This is a genomic window from Roseovarius sp. D22-M7 (assembly GCF_037083785.1).
Classification (GTDB): domain Bacteria; phylum Pseudomonadota; class Alphaproteobacteria; order Rhodobacterales; family Rhodobacteraceae; genus Roseovarius.
In genome coordinates this window covers 59925-76299 of the sequence record NZ_JBAPKY010000001.1, presented here as the reverse complement: position 1 = coordinate 76299, position 16375 = coordinate 59925, and the positions used below count along the sequence as shown (strand labels likewise).

The window sequence follows — 16375 nt, the reverse complement described above, 5'->3', positions numbered from 1 at the left end:
GGTTATCCCCTCGCGGTTTGCTGAATCCTGAACACCGTATCTAGGACGAGGCTGGCAGGGTCAAGGTTGACCGCCCGGCCATGCCGGGCGCGCGCACCCACCTCCTGCGCGCAGTCGGCCCAGCCCCGCGCGCGGCCCGCGTCTGGCGCAAGCCGCGCCAGCAGCGCCGCCTCGCCCGGCGCGGCCTCGACGACCGGCGGCGCGCCGAGCGCGCCGGTGCGCGCCAGCCGCGTCATGAAGAGATCGACGAGCGAAAAGAGCAGGTCGCGCCGCTCTTCGGCGCCGCGCGAGGCGGCACTGTCGGCGAGCTTCAGCGCGCGGGCCTGGTCGAGCCGCGGCAGGCTGTCGAGCAGTCCCACCAGTTCGGCATAGGTGCCAAGCCCGCCGAGGTTCAGAAGCCGCACCCCCGCGCCGACCGACCCGCCCGACAGTTCCGCCAGCGCCAGGGGATCGCCTTCGAGCGTGACCCCGGCCTGCTCCAACGCCGCGGCCATGTCCTCGGGTCCCAGCGGGGTCAGCCGCACCACGCGACAGCGCGACCGGATGGTCGGCAACAGCCCCGAGGGCTGGTGCGAAACCAGCAGCATCACGGTGCGCGCGGGCGGCTCTTCGAGCATCTTCAAAAGCGCGTTGGCGGCTTGCGTGTTGAGATCGTCGGCACTGTCCACGATCACCACGCGCCGCCCGCCATCGGCCGAGGAGAGATGAATGAACCGTCCCAGCCCGCGGACCTCGTCCACGCGGATATCGCTGGAGAACCGGCCTTCGGCGAAGGCCCTTGCGCGGTCGCTGTCGGTGCTGCCCACGCCGCCGCGCCGCAGCAGGAAAATCCCCGGCTCCGACATCGCAGTCACCCGGCGCGCGACGGGGTGTTCGGGATCCACGTCCAGCGTGTCGGGCGGCGGCGGCGCACCAAGGAGCCCGTCGTCCTGTCCCTCCTGATGGGCCAGCAGGAAGCGCGCGATGCGCCACGCCAGCGTCGCTTTGCCGACGCCGCGCGGCCCGGTCAGAAGCCACGCATGGTGCAGCCGGCCGGTGTTGACGGCGTCGAGGAACGCCGCCTCTGCGGCGCCCTGCCCGATCAGCCGCGCGGTCTCGCGCGGATGCGGCGCGCCCTCGACGCGGTCGGGGCCTGGCAGGGCGTCGTCGCTCATGGCAGCGCTGCGTCGACCGTGCGCGCGACATCCGCCGCGACCGTCTCGATGTCGCGGCCGCCGTCGATCACCGCAAAGCGGGGCGCGAATTCCTCGGCGAGCGCGAGGAAGCCGGCGCGCATCCGGGTCTGAAGGTCCTCGCCGAAGGACTCGAACCGCGCCTCGCCGCCGGACCGGGCCAGCGCGCGGCCCAGCCCCAGATCGGGGGCGATGTCGATGAGCACGGTCAGGTCCGGCTCGCGCCCGATCATCAGGGCGTGCAAGCGGTCCACGAGCACGCGAAGATCGGCGCGCCCCAGCCCCTGGTAGATGCGGGTGCTGTCGACGAAGCGGTCACAGATCACCACCTCGCCGGCCGCGAGCGCGGGATCGATCACCCGCTCGACATGGTCGCGGCGCGCGGCGGTGAAAAGCAGAAGCTCGGTCTCGGGCGACCAGCGGTCGGTGGCCCCTTCGAGCAGCAAGGCGCGGATCTCTTCTGCCCCGGGGCTGCCGCCGGGCTCGCGCGTCAGCACGACCTTGCGGCCCGCATCGATGAGCGCCGCGGCAAGGCGCCGGGCCTGGGTGGACTTGCCGGATCCGTCGATCCCCTCGAAGCTGACGAAAAGGCCGGGCCGGCTCAAAGCGTCCCCTCGATATTGCTCCACAGGCGCTGCGCCAGACGGCCCGACACGATACCGAGGCGCTGCAGGAAACCGCCCTGCGCGACGGCCTCGGCGGCAAAGAGCGGCACGCGGGTCTCGGGCAGGCCTTCGGGCTTGAGCACCAGCTCGGCCAGCCTGTCGCCTTCGGTCACCGGCGCGTGCACCGGCCCGGTATAGACCACCTCGGCCGCGACGGTCTCCTCGCCGAGCACCGGCAGAAGCGTGTCGATATCCTCTTTCGGGGCCAGCCCGACGCTGCGCGCCTCGCCCATGAAGACCGGGACGCGAGCCACTTCCGCGCCGGCCTTGGCGACCGATCTGCGGGTGAACTGCCGGAAGGCCCAGTTGACGATCGATTCGCCCTCGCGGGCGCGGGCGTTTGCCGAGTCGAGCCCGGAGATCGCGAAGATCACGCGCCGGTCGCCCTGCCTGGCCGAGGCGGTCAGCCCGTACCCGGCCTCTTGCGTGTGCCCGGTCTTGAGCCCGTCCACGCCGATATCGAGGCTCAGAAGCGGGTTGCGGTTGTAGATGTTGCTGGGCGCACGCCCGTCGAACCGGAACTCGCGTTCGGCGAACATCTCGTAGAATTCGGGGAAGTCCTCGATGATCCGCTGCGACAGGACCACGAGGTCGCGCATGCTCATGACATGGCCCTCGGCCGGCCAGCCGCTGGCATTCTTGAACACCGAACCGGTCAGGCCCATGCGCTGACCGCGCTGTGTCATGAAGCGCGCGAAGCCGGCCTCGGTGCCGTCGGGGCTGAGCGCCTCGGCGATCACGGCGCAGGCATCGTTGCCGCTGAGCACGACGATGCCGCGCAGAAGATCCTCGACCCGGACGCGGTCGGTGGTGTCGAGGAACATCGTCGAGCCGCCATAGCTCATTGCGTGTTGTGACACGGGCAGGCGTTCGTCGAGCGAAAGCTGGCCCTCGCGGACCGCCTCGAACGCGACGTAAAGCGTCATCAGCTTCGACATCGAGGCCGGCGGCAAGGGCGTGTCGCCGTTCTTGTCGAGCAGAACGGTGCCGGTGGTCATATCCATGACATAGGCCGCGCGAGCGCTGGTCTCGAACGCCGCGGCGGGCATCGCGAGTAGGCTGGCCAGCACAAGGGCAAGAAGAAAACGGATCGAGCGCATGACAACCTCCGCGACTCAGTTCGGGACGAGATGGGCAGGAACAGACCCTTTCCGGTCGGCCTTTTCAACCTGCCTTTTATCCAGGGGGAACGCGGCCCTGCGGGGCCGCACGATCAGCGCGTCGCGTCCCCCAGGCGCACGGCGTCGCCGGCGCGTTTCGCCGCGGTCGTGTAGCCCAGTTCGTGCAACACAGTGGGGGCGGCTGCCGCGATCACGCCGCAGGCGACGAAGGCCGCAATCATCGCTTTCATGGTCTCAATTACCTTCCGTTTCTGTGGCCCGGCGAAGATAGTCTATCATGTCCTGCCGGTCCTGCGTGGCGGTGATTCTCTGCATCGGCATCTTGGAGCCGGGAATGTAATGATCCGGGCCAATATCGAACAGCGCATCTATCGTGTCCACCGTCCAGACGAGTTCGGCGCCGTCCAGCGTCTCGGAATAGGCATAGCCCGGAACCGTGCCGGCGCGGCGGCCGAAGAGCCCGTGCAGCGTCGGCCCGGCCTTGCGCGAAGGCGGCGGTGTCAGCGCGTGGCAGATCGAGCATTTGCGCATGAACTGACGCTCGCCGTTGCCCATCTCCTCGACGGGACGCAGGAAGGAATGCTCTGTCTCGCCCGCGGGTCCGGCGTCTTCCAGAAGATCTACGGGCCACGTGAAGACGACCTCGTCGAGCCCCCCGGCATGGATCACGTCCCCATCGGGCGAGAATGCCAGTGCCCAGACCGGCCCGCGCGCCATGGCCCGGAAATCTCTGGTGATCCGCCAGGTGCCGGTATCGATCACCATGATGTGGCCGTGCCCGTCGCCGACCGCCAACTGCCCGGTCCCGGCATGATGGGCCATGGACAGGACCGGGCGGCGGTCGAGCGTGAAATCGGCGATCTCGCGCCCGGTCTCGGGGTCGATCACCCGCGTCGCGCCATCGACGCCACCATAGGCGAGCCAAGCGTCGTCCGGCCCAGGCACCAACCGGTTGATGCCGAATCCCTGATCGAGCAGCACGCGCGGCGCGGCATCCGCATCGCGCCAGCGCCATTCCCGCAGCGTGCCATCGGCGGAGGCCGAATAGAGCAGGTCGCCTTCGGCGCTGAAGGCCACATCGCTCACCGGGCCGTCATGCCCGTCGAGAAAGCGCGCGGCACCGTCGCCTGTCGGCCAGAGACCGATGGCGCCGTCCCAGCTTGCCGAGGCGATCCATTTCCCGCCTGGTGACACGTCGAGCGCCGCGATCTTGCCGCGGTGCCCTTCCAGCCGCCGGCCCGTTCCGGTGCCGCGATCCCAGATGATGACCGCGTGATCGTCGCCGCCCGAGACCAGCCGGTCATGCCCCAGCGGGTGCACGGCGATGACCGCCGCGCGGTGCCCCTCGAACCAGCGCGGGACACGCCCCTGCCAGAGGCCCACGGAATTGTCGAAGCTGGCCGAAACGACAGCGCCGTTGTCGGGCAGAACGCTGAGGCCCATGACCGGGCCGCCATGCCCCTTGAGCGTGGTGAAACCCTGCGCCGAAAGCTTGTCAGCCGCGGCGAGCCCGAGGATGCACAGGCCGAGTGTCACCGCGCGCATGGCTATTCCGCGGGCGTGCGGGCCCTGGCGGGATCGGCGGCGTGGCCCTTGTCCTGCAGCTCTTCGAGCCAGAGCCCGTGATGCTCGCGCGCCCATTGCTCCTCGACCTCGCCCGTGCCCATGGCGTCGAACGCGCCCTCCATCCCGACAGAGCCGATATAGATATGCGCTATGATGATCGCGGTCAGCACGAAGGCCATGATGCTGTGCCAGAGCGTGGAAAGCTGCATCTCCTCGTGCGGGGCGAGCGTTTCGGGCAGCGCGCCGTAGCCCACGAGCTGTGGCAGGCCGGTGTCGTTGAGCGCCTGAAACGTCTTGGCGAACATCGGCAGCTCGAACGGGAAAAGCAACGACAGGCCAGAGGCCGAGATCGACGCACCGAAGATGATCGTCGCCCAGAAGATCATCTTTTGCCCGGCGTTGAATTTCTTCGCCGGCGGGTGCACGCCCTTCTTGAACATGCCACCGCCGACGGCCAGCCATTTCAGGTCTGTCCGGTTGGGGATGTTGTGCAGCACCCACATGAAGAACACCATCAAGAGGCCCAGCATGAAGGCCCACGAAATGTTGTTATGCACCCATTTCGAGCCCACGGCGACGGTCGAGAAGGCCTCGTGTCCCAGAAGCGGGATCACCACCGTCCGGCCGAACAGCACCACCAGCCCAGTGATCGCCAGCACCACGAAGGACCCCGCCATCAGCCAGTGGCCGAAGCGTTCGACCGCCTGGAAGCGGGTCACGGTGCGGCCGGTCTTTTTACCGTCGATGCGGATCTTGCCGCGCAGCAGGTAAAAGACCGCCAGAAGCGCAATCGTGATCCCCAGAAGCCACGCCCCGTAGGTCGAAAGCGGACCCTTGCGGAATTCCAGCCATGACATGCCGGCATCCTGGATGAGCACCCGCGCCTCGGGCCCGCCCGAGGACACCGTCACGTCGTCGAGCCCGTAGCGCAGCGCGCGCCAGACCTCGGCATCCGAGGCACCGCCGAGCGTGCCCAGTTGTCCGGCCATACCCGCCGCGTCGTCGGGAGTGCCGGTGGCAGCGCGACGGGCCGGGTCATCCACCGTCTCGCCCCGCTGGCGGGCGAGGATGTCCTCGAGCGTCTGCGCACCGCCGGTGGCGGCGCTGTCCGGACCGGACGACTCCGGCGTCTCCTGCGCGAGGGCCGGCAAGGCGAGCAGGAAACACAAGGCGAGGCTGAGAAATGCGCGCATGATGTCCTCGAAAATTGTGGTCGTCGTTCGTGGCCGGGACCGATTTCCGTCACGGGAATCGGATCGGAAACTTTGAAAGTTTCCGATGCCGGGCGGCCATCGGCGCACCCGGCATCGGCATCCGCGTTTCAGCCGCCGCTTTGCTGGCCGTAGGCGCTGCCCCAGCCCCACGCACCCGAGCCGAAGCCGCGCGCCACGACACGTTCGCGGTAGATGTCGGCGACGGTATCGCCGTCACCGGCCAGAAGCGCCTTGGTCGAGCACATCTCGGCACAGATCGGCAGCTTGCCCTCGGCGATCCGGTTGCGGCCGTATTTCTGGAACTCGGCCTGGCTGTGGTTTTCCTCGGGACCGCCCTTGCAGAAGGTGCATTTGTCCATCTTGCCGCGGCTGCCGAAATTGCCCGCCTGTGGGAATTGCGGCGCCCCGAACGGGCAGGCGTAGAAGCAGTAGCCGCAGCCGATGCACAGGTCCTTGGAATGCAGGACCACGCCTTCCTCGTCCTGATAGAAGCAGTCGGTCGGGCACACCGCCATGCAGGGCGCGTCCGAACAGTGCATGCAGGCCACCGAGATCGAGCGTTCACCGGGGCTGCCATCGTTGATGGTCACCACCCGGCGGCGGTTGATCCCCCAGGGCACCTCGTGCTCGTTCTTGCAGGCGGTGACGCAGGCGTTGCATTCGATGCAGCGTTCGGCGTCGCACAGAAACTTTGCTCTTGCCATGTCTTGATCTCCTTATGCCGCAACGATCTTGCAGAGAGTCGCCTTGGTCTCCTGCATCTGGGTGACGGAATCGTAGCCGTAGGTCTGGGCGGTGTTGCTCGCCTCGCCCAGAACGTAGGGATCGGCGCCGTCGGGATACTTGTCGCGCAGGTCGCGCCCCTCGAAATGGCCGCCGAAGTGGAAGGGCATAAAGGCCACGCCCGCGCCCACCCGTTCGGTCACCATCGCCATCACCTTGACGCGCCCGCCTTCGGGGCCTTCGACCCAAACCTGCGCGCCGTCGCGGATGCCGATATTGTTGGCGTCGCGCGGGTTCACCTCGACGAACATGTCCTGCTGAAGCTCGGCGAGCCACGGGTTCGACCGGGTCTCGTCGCCGCCGCCCTCGTATTCGACCAACCGGCCGGAGGTGAGGATGATCGGGTAGTCCTTCGAGAAGTCGTTCTTCTGGATCGAGGCGTACATTGTCGGCAGGCGGTAGGCGTGCCGGTCCTCGTAGGTCGGGTAATCCGCCACCAGATCGCGCCGGTTGGTGTAAAGCGGCTCTCGGTGGATCGGCACCGGGTCGGGGAAGGTCCAGACCACTGCGCGCGCCTTGGCATTGCCGAAGGGGGCGCATTCATGCGCGATGGCCACCCTCTGAATCCCACCCGAAAGGTCGGTCTTCCAGTTGGTATCGGGCCCGGCGATGCCGTCGATGATCTCGCGTTCCTCGTCGGTAAGCTCGCCGTCCCAGCCCAGATCCATCAGCATCTGCATGGTGAATTCCGGGTAGCCGTCCTCGATGTCCGAGCCGGCGGAATACACGCCCTCGGCCAGAAGGTTGTCGCCGTCGCGTTCCACGCCGAAGCGCGCGCGGAACGTCAGGCCGCCCTCGGAGACGGGCTTGGACATGTCATAGAGGATATGCGTGCCCGGATGCCCCATCTCGGGCGGGCCCCAGCACGGCCAGGGCAGACCGTAGGTCTCGCCATCCGCCGGCCCGCCATTGGCGCGCAGCGTCGTGCGATCGAAGGTGTGCTGGTTGGCCATGTGCAGCTTCATCCGCTCGGGGGACTGCCCGGTATAGCCGATCGTCCACATGCCGCGGTTGAATTCGCGGGTGATGCTTTCGACATTCGGGGTCTCGGCGTCGTCCATCTCGATATTGCGGAACAGGCGATCCGCGAAGCCGAACTTGTTGGCGAACTTGGCGATGATGACCTCGTCGGGCACGCTCTCGAACAGCGGTTCGACCACGCGGTCGCGCCATTGCAGCGAGCGGTTCGAGGCGGTGACCGAGCCGCGCGTCTCGAACTGCGTGCAGGCCGGCAGAAGATAGACGCCATCGGTGCGGTCCTGCATGACCGCCGAGACGGTCGGATAGGGATCGACCACGACCAGCATGTCGAGCTGTTCCATCGCCGTCTTCATTTCGCGGCCACGGGTCTGGCTGTTGGGCGCATGCCCCCAGAGCACCATGGCCCGCACCTTGTTGGGCTGGTCCATGTTCTCGGGGTCTTCGAGGACGCCGTCGATCCAGCGGCTGACCGGGATCCCGCTGAGATATTGCAGCGGCTGATCCTCGCCGTCGGTGGTGGTCGCCTTGATGAAGCGGTCGGCAAGCCATTGCGGGTCCTCGCCCCAGACGCGGGCCCAGTGATCCCAGGCACCTTTCGACAGGCCGTAATATCCCGGCAGCGTGTGCGACAGCACGCCGAGATCCGTCGCGCCCTGCACGTTGTCATGGCCGCGGAATATGTTGGTGCCGCCGCCCGCGGTGCCCATGTTGCCGAGCGCCAGTTGCAGCACGCAATAGGCGCGCGTGTTGTTGTTGCCGTTGGTGTGCTGCGTGCCGCCCATGCACCAGATCACCGTGCCGGGGCGGTTGTTGGCCAGCGTGCGCGCCACGCGGCGCAGCTGGCTGCCCGGCGCGCCGGTCACGCGTTCGACCTCTTCGGGGGTCCATTTGTCGACCTCGTCGCGGATCTGGTCCATGCCCCAGACGCGGGTGCGGATGAACTGCTCATCCTCCCAACCGTTCTCGAAGATGTGCCACAGAATGCCCCAGACGAGCGCCACGTCGCTGCCCGGCCGCAGGCGCACGAATTCATCGGCATGCGCCGCCGTGCGGGTGAAGCGCGGGTCGCACACGATCAGCGGCGCGTTGTTCTGTTCCTTGGCCTTGAGCACATGCAGCAGCGAGACGGGATGCGCCTCGGCGGGGTTGCCGCCGATGATGAAGATCGCCTTGGAATTGTGGATGTCGTTGTAGCTGTTGGTCATGGCGCCGTAGCCCCATGTGTTGGCCACGCCCGCCACGGTGGTCGAGTGACAGATCCGCGCCTGGTGGTCGACGTTGTTGGTGCCCCAGTAGGCCGCGAACTTGCGGAAAAGATAGGCCTGCTCGTTATTGTGCTTGGCGCTGCCCAGCCAGTAAACGCTGTCCGGGCCGCTTTCCTCGCGGATCTGCATCATGCCGTCGCCGATCTCGTCGATCGCCTGCTCCCAACTGATGCGCTTCCACTCGCCGCCTTCCTTCTTCATCGGATACTTGAGGCGCCGCTCGCCATGCGCGTGCTCGCGCACCGAGGCGCCCTTGGCGCAATGCGCCCCGAGGTTGAAGGGGCTGTCCCAGCCGGGTTCCTGCCCGGTCCAGACACCGTTCTGCACCTCGGCCACCACCGTGCAGCCGACCGAGCAATGCGTGCACACCGATTTCACGGTCTGCACCGCCTCGCCGGCGGCGCTCTGGGCGGTGGCGCGGGTCACGGTGCCGCCCATGGCGCCCATCGTCGCAAGCCCGCCGATGGCGAGGCCACTGCCGCGCAGAAAGGCGCGCCGGTCGACCGAGGCCCCGTCGGTTTCGGACAGGATCCCGGTCCGCTGGGGGCGTCGCGCAACCCCGTTGGTCTTTTTCCTAAGCATGTCTCTTGTCTCCTCCCTCGGCCCCGAACACGGGCTGGGTACTGGGATCTCCGCAGACGATCGGGCCTCGTGCCCGCTTGCGTCGGCGGCGGTTACCGCGTCCGGGCTCTAGAACCGGGCGCTGTCGAGATAGGCGCGGGTATGCGCCGTGTCCTGAATCTTGTCGGATGCAAGGTCCGGCTCGGCGGCCTCGGCGGCGCGCCCGGTCATTGCGGTGGCGACTGCGACCGCGGGTGCGCCGGTAGCGGCGAGTCGCAGGAAATCCCGTCGCGTGGCGGTCTCCTTGGGTTTGTGTGTCATGACGACTTCCCTCCTGTTGTGGTGGCGGGTGGGGCCCCGCCCGTCGTGGTGCGGGATCATCCCGCGCTCATGCGAAAGCCCTGCGCCTCGATCTCCATGAAGATCCGGCCGACGGCGCCGACCGAGGCGTAAAGGACCGAGTTCCGCGCGCCCTCGAGGTCGGCGAAGAAATGCCCGGCCCAGGGGCCGACATGCTTGCCGAAGAACAGCTTCTGATCGTCGAGCGGCGCCGGCGCGCCGAAGCGCCCGCGGACAAGGCCCGCCATCATCTCCATTGTCGAGGCGATGTTGTCCTCTGGCTCGTAGACGGTCTCGGCGCGGGTCATGCCGCGCGCCGCCATGTCGCGGCGCAGCGCGGCCAGCGGTTTCTCGTTGAGGAACCCGGTCAGGTAATAGCTGGCATAGGGCAGAAGCTCGCCGCGGCCCAGACCGATGAAAAGCGCGTTGAACTCGGACTCGGCCGCCCTGGCCCGGGTGACCGCAGCCACCCGGGCGAGCGCCGCGATGGCCTGCCCCAGATCGGACTCGTCGCCGTGCAGGGCCGCCGTCTTGCGCAGCAGGTCGGCGCCGGGCGGGCGCGCGAGGAGGGCCGCGAGAAAATCGTAGAGATCGGCGCGCAGCGCGTCCTCTTCGGCGATCCGCGGCGCGGCGGCGGGCTGATCCATGAGGGCCTCTTGTCGGGTCATGCCGGAACCCCGCTATCATCGAAGGCAAAGCGCATGCGGCGGCGGGGCGGCAGGTCGGACTCGGATGGGGCCGTGTCGTCCCAGACATGGGGCTGCGCGGTTTCGGGCGCGGGCTCTTCTGCCGCCGCCAGTTCGGCCTCGTCCCCGTCGGCATCCTCGGAGTTCGGCGCGTTTTGTGCAGCGATCCGTTCTTCGGCTTCGGCCTCCGCCTGCCGGGCCATCTCGTCGACATGGGCGGTCATGCCGCGGCCCACCTGGTAGGCGGTCTGCATGTTCTCGATCACCGTGGCGCTGTCGGTGAAATCCCCGCCGTAATCCACCAGCCCGTCGACATTGGCCAGCACCGGATTGCTGCGCCACAAGCGACGCAGCGCGCGCCGGCGCAACCGGTCGGGCACGGCCTTCGACATGAAGGCGCTGAAATCGTCGCCTTGCTGCAGCGCATCGGGATCGGGCAGCCCTAGATCCTCGCAAAGCTCGGCATCGGTCCTTTCCGCCAGCTCGGCCTCTTGTGCGGCGCGCGCCTCGGCCTCGGCTGCGCGTGCCTGCTCTTGGGCTTCGGCCTCGACCTGCGCGCGGCGGCGCGACCAGAAATCGCGGACCGGGCTCATTGCACTCCTCCGCGACGGGCCGGGCCGGGGGCGCGGTAGACGTCGCGCATCTGCGGGATGCGCGGATCTCCGATCCCGTCCTGCGCGTCGCCGATCGTGTGCGTGTCGCGGCGGCGCTTCTTGAAATCTTCATGCTCGTGATGCGCCGCGGCAAAGTCGCGCACCCAAGCGATCAACCCGCCAGGCATCGGCACCTTCTCGACGATTTCCTCGCCAGTATCGGCGTAATCCTGCGCCTCGAAGGGCGAGGCGGTGACCAGAACGACATCGAGCGGCGCGCCGTCGCGGTTGGCCGCGTCGCCACGGCGCATGATGACATAGACCGACGGCACGCGCGCCGACAGTCCTTGCAGGTATGCTTCTGTCTGGGTGTGGTGCAGGTGCAGGGGCACGGTTGCGGCATGATATTCCATCACCTCGCCGTCGCGGCGCAACTCCTGCCAGTGCGCATCCGGGGCGCCGGGAAGAACCGCCACCGCCCGCCACGTCCACGCCGCCCACCGGGTCCCTCCCGGTGCCTTACGGATCACGATACCGAGCGGCATCGTCGCTTCTTTGTCATGCGAAACGGTCAAGCGATTACCAATCCTGCTCTTTGTGAGTTCATTGTGGTCCAATTTTGTGACCAAAACAAAGCCTTTTTTGCGCCTGCGACCCCGTGCCCGCGCGGGCCGATATTGCTGCACCTGCACCAATTGCAGGCCCAAGAAAGGCAAGGAAAATCCGGCCACTCATCGAAAACCATGCTGCGCTGCGGCGATGCATCCCGCTGATTTCCAACAGAATCAATCGGGATTGCGGCTCTGCCCGGCCCGGTTAGAGTCGTGAATTGGTCAGGTCGAATGGCGGTTTACGCGACCCTGCAATCGGGTCTACTGTTCGGGTTGTTGAACGAGGGCGATGCGCTCGTTTTTCCGCGACGAGATCCCGGAGTGTGCATGTCTACAAAACTGCTGTTATGCGACTGTGCCGCGTCCCAGAGCGTCGATGCCGACGGGCTCGAGGCGGCCACCGGACTGGCGTGCTCGAGGCTGCACAGCGCGCTTTGCACCGACGAGATCGGCGCGGCAGCCAAGGCGATCGAGGACGGCGAGGCGATCGTCTGCTGCGCGCAGGAGGCGCGCACCTTCGAGGATCTGGCGGTTGAACTTGGGGCCGACAGCCCCGCCTGCATCGATCTGCGCGACCGCGCCGGCTGGTCCGACGACCCCAGGTCGAAGCACCCCAAGATGGCGGCGTTGTTGGCCGAGGCCAGCCTGCCCGTGCCATCCGAGAAGACCCGCGACGTGGTTTCGGAGGGGGTGTGCCTGATCATCGGGGCAGCCGAGGTGGCCGTGCCCGCCGCCGAAAGGCTCGCACGGACGCTTGGCGTCACGGTGCTGCTGACCGACGATGTCGACCCACCCGAAAGCCGCACCTTCGACGCAATACGGGGGCGTATCGTTCAGGCCACGGGTGCACTCGGCGGGTTCGATCTGCGTATTGATGCGTTGCAACAGGTCAATCCCGCGGGGCGCGGTGCCCTGCGCTGGACCGCGCCACGCGACGGCGGGCGAACTGCGTGCGACATCATCCTCGATCTGTCGGGCGGCACGCCGATGTTTCCCGCGCCGCAAAAGCGCGAGGGCTACCTGCGCGCCGATCCCGGAAGCCTGCCGGCGGTCGCGGACGCGGTCTTCGAGGCCGCACAGCTGATCGGCACGTTCGAGAAGCCGCTTTACGTGGCGCTGGACACGCATCTTTGCGCGCATTCGCGGGCCGGTCAGAGTGGGTGCAGCAAGTGCCTCGACCTGTGCCCGACGGGCGCGATCGTTCCCGACGGCGATCATGTCAGTGTCGACCCGATGATCTGCGCGGGCTGCGGGGCCTGTGCCGCGGTGTGCCCGTCGGGCGCGATCAGCTATGACGCCCCGCCCCCGGACATGACATTCCGCCGCATCCAGACGCTGGCCTCGGCCTATCTGCGCGCGGGCGGGAGCACGCCGCGCCTGCTGGTGCATGACGCGGATCACGGCGCCGAGATGATCCGGCTGGCCGCGCGCCACGGGGCAGGTTTGCCGGCCGACGTGATCCCGCTGGAAGTTCCGGCGCTGTCGGGATTCGGCAATGCCGAGATCCTCGCCGCGCTCGCCTCGGGCTTCGGGGCAGTATCGATCCTGCTGGCGCCGCGCACCGAGCGGGACGCGCTGGACCTCGAGATCCCGCTGGCCCGCGCGATGGCCGGCGAGGCCCCGATCGAGATGCTTGAGCCGGCGGAGCCGGATGCGCTGTGCGATGCACTATACGGTGCCGCGCCGGAAAAGGGGGTGGCCGAGCCCGTGCTGCCCATGGGCAGCCGCCGGCAGGTCGCGCGCCTCTCCGCGAAGGCGCTCAACCCCGAGGGCGCGACGCTGCCGCTGCCCGACGCCGCGCCTTACGGTGCGGTGCATGTCGACACCGAGGCCTGCACGCTGTGCCTGTCCTGCGTGTCGCTGTGCCCGTCGGGCGCGCTGATGGACAATGCCGATCAGCCGCAACTGCGTTTCCAGGAGGATGCGTGCCTGCAATGCGGGATCTGCGCCAACATCTGCCCCGAGAACGCGATCACGCTGGAGCCGCGCATGACGCTGGCCGACAGCGCGCTGAGCCAGGTGGTGCTGCACGAGGAAGAGCCGTTCGCCTGCATCGAATGCGGCACGCTTTTCGGGTCGAAATCCACAATTCAAAGGATCACCGAAAAGCTGGCCGGCAAGCATTCGATGTTCACCACCTCGGAGGCCGCCCGCACCATCCAGATGTGCGAGGATTGCCGGATCAACGCGCAGTTCAACTCCGCGGACAATCCCTTTGCCGCGGGCGACCGGCCGCGGGTGCGCACCACCGAGGATTACCTGAACGGCCGCAAGGATCACTGAGGGCGGATCGCCGGCGCCGGCATGACGCCTTGCGTCGCGCGATCCAATGAAAGCAGGAGGGCACCATGATCGAAGAGTTCAACATGTCGATGCGCAAGTTCCTCAAGCAGGTGGGCGTCACCTCGCAGCAGGCCATCGAGGAGGGGCTGCGCCAGAAAGGCGCGACCGCCGGGCAGGAATTCGAGGCCAAGGTGGTGCTGACCGTGGAAGGGCTGGACATCGAACACGTGGTCACCGGCACGATCAAGGGACAGGACTGACGTGGCACTGACCAGGGACGCGGTCCTCGCGGCGCTCAAGGGCATCACCGACCCGGCCAGCGGGTCCGATATCGTGGCCGCGGGCGTGACCCGCGCGCTGTCGGTCGAGGACGGCGCGGTGCGCTTCGTGCTGGAAATCGACCCGGGCAAGGCCGAGGCCTACGCCCCCGTGCGCGACGCCGCCGAAGCGGCGGTAAAGGCGCTGCCCGGCGCCGAGGCGGTGTCGGTCGTGCTGACTGGTCATGCCGCCAAGGCGCCGCCCGATCTGAAGCCCTCGCGCCCGTCAGAGCCGAAGGGGCCCGAGCGCGTGCCCGGCATCGATCACCTGATCGCCATCGCCTCCGGCAAGGGCGGGGTCGGCAAATCCACGGTGTCGGCGAACCTCGCCTGTGCGCTCGCTGCCGAAGGCCGCCGCGTGGGGCTGCTGGATGCGGATGTCTACGGGCCCTCGCAGCCGCGGATGCTGGGCGTCTCGGGCCGTCCGGCAAGTCCCGACGGCAAGACGATCCTACCGATGCGCAATCACGGCGTGACGATGATGTCGATCGGGCTGATGACCAACGAGGATCAGGCCGTCGTCTGGCGCGGGCCGATGCTGATGGGCGCGCTGCAGCAGATGCTGATGCAGGTGCAATGGGGCGCGCTCGATTGCCTGCTGGTCGATCTGCCGCCCGGCACCGGCGACGTGTCGATGACGCTGGCGCAGAAGGCGCAGGTGGATGGCGCGATCATCGTGTCGACCCCGCAGGACGTCGCCCTTCTGGACGCGCGCAAGGGGATCGACATGTTCACGCAGTTGAAGGTGCCGGTTCTGGGCATGATCGAGAACATGAGCACGCATATCTGCTCCAATTGCGGGCACGAGGAGCACATCTTCGGCCATGGCGGCGTGCAGGCCGAGGCCGCAAAGCTGGGCGTGCCGCTGATGGCCGAGATCCCGCTGCATCTCGATATCCGGATGGCCTCGGACGGGGGCGCGCCGATCGTCGTCTCAAAGCCCGACAGTCCGCAGGCGCAGGCCTTTCGCGACGTGGCACGCCAGATGATCGCGCAAGGCGTGGCATGAACGCGCCGCGCTTTCCGCCGCTGATGTCGGGGCGGGCCGTCACTGGCACCGCCCACCCGTTCGACGAGGCCTGCAGGCAGGCCGAAGCGGGCTGCGACGCGGGGCTGATCATGCACAACATCACCGCCGACAGGCTGATGGCGGCCCTGGTGATGGCGCCGGAGGTGCCGCTGGAGGACGCAATGGCGATGCTGCCGGCCTGCGGGGTGGGGTTCCAGAACGCGCTCGGCGCGCTGTCCCCGCCCGAGGTCGCGGTGCATCTGCAATGGGATGGCGGGCTGCGGATCAACGGCGCCATCTGCGGGCAGCTGCGCGTCGCCGCCGGCGGTAGCGATCCCGCGGCGATGCCGGGCTGGCTGGTCGTCGCGCTCGATCTCGACCTGATGCCGGTCGGCGACAGCCCCGGCGACACGCCCGACCGAACCGCACTATACGAGGAAGGCTGCGCCGAGGTGGACGCGACCGACCTGCTGGAGGCCTGGGCGCGGCACACCCTTGTCTGGATCAGCCGGTGGGAAGACGAGGGGCCGCGCGCGCTGCATGCCGCATGGGAAGGCCTTGCGCACGGCATCGGGTCTGGGGTTACCGAAGGCGGGCGCACCGGCACCTTTCTGGGGGTCGACGACCGTTTCGGCATGCTGTTGCGCGACGCCGAGGCCACGCATCTCATCCCGCTCAGCAGCCGATTGGAGGCCCCGCAATGATGCTCGCCCGCGCGATCCATTTCGACGAAAGCGACCAGCGTGTGTATCATAGCCCGGCGCGCACCGGCGAGTGGTGCATCTCCGGCGGGTTCGAGTTTTCCAACTGGACCGACGGCGATCTGACCGGCAAGCCGCGTCAGGCCTTCGCCAATGGCTGGCTGGGGCTGGAGACTTTCGGACGCGTCAGTTGCGTCGCGGTGACGAGGGTCGAGCCCGCCGAAGTCGAGACGCTGACGCAAGCCCTCGCGCGGCATTTCGTCGAGATCTACGGCGCGCCCTCGCCCGAGGCCGCCCGCCCCGTCGCCGAGGAAGAGATCGCGCAGATGCTGGAGATCTGCGCCGATCACGCGCCCAACACCATCCTGACGGTCATGCGCGAATTGACCGATGCGGGCGTGCGCGAGCAATACCGGTTTATTGCGCCCACGGACGCGGCGCTGGACCAGTTTGCGGTCCACGGCGACACGGACGGCTGACACCCGCGCAGGGTAAGCCCTGCGCATTG

General features: G+C 67.9%; 17 protein-coding genes. 5 read left to right on the top strand and 12 right to left on the bottom strand.

Features of this window, described 5'->3' with window-relative positions; genetic code table 11:
* Nucleotides 1–2: 2 nt before the first annotated feature.
* The 12 genes from V8324_RS00340 to V8324_RS00285 form a co-directional block, all read right to left on the bottom strand.
* Entirely contained in the window at nucleotides 3–1154 is a 1152-nt protein-coding gene (locus V8324_RS00340; RefSeq protein WP_336417919.1) for a DNA polymerase III subunit delta', read from the bottom strand.
* The gene (tmk, locus tag V8324_RS00335; protein WP_336417918.1) at nucleotides 1151–1777 is read right to left on the bottom strand and encodes a dTMP kinase; all 627 of its coding nucleotides are present in this window, start codon (nucleotides 1775–1777) and stop codon (nucleotides 1151–1153) included. The genes V8324_RS00340 and tmk overlap by 4 nt, the downstream gene beginning before the upstream one ends.
* On the bottom strand, nucleotides 1774–2937 hold the full coding sequence (locus V8324_RS00330; RefSeq protein WP_336417917.1) for a D-alanyl-D-alanine carboxypeptidase family protein: 1164 nt from the start codon (nucleotides 2935–2937) through the stop codon (nucleotides 1774–1776). Before V8324_RS00330 ends, tmk begins: the two co-directional genes overlap by 4 nt.
* 113 nt (nucleotides 2938–3050) lie before the next feature.
* Nucleotides 3051–3188, bottom strand: a complete 138-nt coding sequence (locus V8324_RS00325; protein WP_336417916.1) for a hypothetical protein — start codon at nucleotides 3186–3188, stop codon at nucleotides 3051–3053.
* Nucleotides 3189–3192: 4 nt separating this feature from the next.
* Nucleotides 3193–4503: a c-type cytochrome gene (locus V8324_RS00320; RefSeq protein ID WP_336417915.1), complete on the bottom strand. Its 1311-nt coding sequence runs from the start codon at nucleotides 4501–4503 to the stop codon at nucleotides 3193–3195.
* 2 nt (nucleotides 4504–4505) lie between these two features.
* On the bottom strand, nucleotides 4506–5717 hold the full coding sequence (locus V8324_RS00315; protein WP_336417914.1) for a formate dehydrogenase subunit gamma: 1212 nt from the start codon (nucleotides 5715–5717) through the stop codon (nucleotides 4506–4508).
* A 128-nt stretch (nucleotides 5718–5845) separates the two neighbouring features.
* Nucleotides 5846–6442 carry a formate dehydrogenase FDH3 subunit beta gene (gene fdh3B, locus V8324_RS00310; RefSeq protein ID WP_336417913.1) on the bottom strand — a complete coding sequence of 199 codons (597 nt, stop codon included), beginning with the start codon at nucleotides 6440–6442 and terminating at the stop codon, nucleotides 5846–5848.
* Nucleotides 6443–6454: 12 nt separating this feature from the next.
* A complete protein-coding gene (locus V8324_RS00305; RefSeq protein ID WP_336417912.1) occupies nucleotides 6455–9349 on the bottom strand; it encodes a formate dehydrogenase subunit alpha in 2895 nt (964 codons plus the stop codon).
* A 108-nt stretch (nucleotides 9350–9457) separates the two neighbouring features.
* Nucleotides 9458–9649, bottom strand: a complete 192-nt coding sequence (locus tag V8324_RS00300) for a ubiquinol-cytochrome c reductase iron-sulfur subunit N-terminal domain-containing protein (protein ID WP_336417911.1) — start codon at nucleotides 9647–9649, stop codon at nucleotides 9458–9460.
* 56 nt (nucleotides 9650–9705) lie between these two features.
* Nucleotides 9706–10335, bottom strand: a complete 630-nt coding sequence (locus V8324_RS00295; RefSeq protein ID WP_336417910.1) for a TorD/DmsD family molecular chaperone — start codon at nucleotides 10333–10335, stop codon at nucleotides 9706–9708.
* Nucleotides 10332–10946, bottom strand: a complete 615-nt coding sequence (locus V8324_RS00290) for a DUF3306 domain-containing protein (protein ID WP_336417909.1) — start codon at nucleotides 10944–10946, stop codon at nucleotides 10332–10334. Before V8324_RS00290 ends, V8324_RS00295 begins: the two co-directional genes overlap by 4 nt.
* Entirely contained in the window at nucleotides 10943–11677 is a 735-nt protein-coding gene (locus V8324_RS00285; protein WP_336417908.1) for a DUF3305 domain-containing protein, read from the bottom strand. Before V8324_RS00285 ends, V8324_RS00290 begins: the two co-directional genes overlap by 4 nt.
* 207 nt (nucleotides 11678–11884) lie before the next feature.
* Between V8324_RS00285 and V8324_RS00280 the strand changes: the two genes are divergently transcribed.
* The 5 genes from V8324_RS00280 to V8324_RS00260 all read left to right on the top strand — a co-directional run bounded on the left by V8324_RS00280 (nucleotide 11885) and on the right by V8324_RS00260 (nucleotide 16346).
* Nucleotides 11885–13840 (top strand): 4Fe-4S binding protein, encoded by a 1956-nt coding sequence (locus tag V8324_RS00280; RefSeq protein WP_336417907.1) that lies wholly within the window; start codon nucleotides 11885–11887, stop codon nucleotides 13838–13840.
* 65 nt (nucleotides 13841–13905) lie between these two features.
* Nucleotides 13906–14100 (top strand): DUF6494 family protein, encoded by a 195-nt coding sequence (locus V8324_RS00275; protein ID WP_336417906.1) that lies wholly within the window; start codon nucleotides 13906–13908, stop codon nucleotides 14098–14100.
* A gap of 1 nt (nucleotide 14101) precedes the next feature.
* Complete coding sequence (locus V8324_RS00270; RefSeq protein ID WP_336417905.1) at nucleotides 14102–15166, top strand: Mrp/NBP35 family ATP-binding protein; 1065 nt, start codon at nucleotides 14102–14104, stop codon at nucleotides 15164–15166.
* Nucleotides 15163–15870 carry a biotin/lipoate--protein ligase family protein gene (locus V8324_RS00265; protein ID WP_336417904.1) on the top strand — a complete coding sequence of 236 codons (708 nt, stop codon included), beginning with the start codon at nucleotides 15163–15165 and terminating at the stop codon, nucleotides 15868–15870. The genes V8324_RS00270 and V8324_RS00265 overlap by 4 nt, the downstream gene beginning before the upstream one ends.
* Nucleotides 15867–16346: a DUF6505 family protein gene (locus tag V8324_RS00260; RefSeq protein ID WP_336417903.1), complete on the top strand. Its 480-nt coding sequence runs from the start codon at nucleotides 15867–15869 to the stop codon at nucleotides 16344–16346. The genes V8324_RS00265 and V8324_RS00260 overlap by 4 nt, the downstream gene beginning before the upstream one ends.
* Nucleotides 16347–16375: the final 29 nt, after the last annotated feature.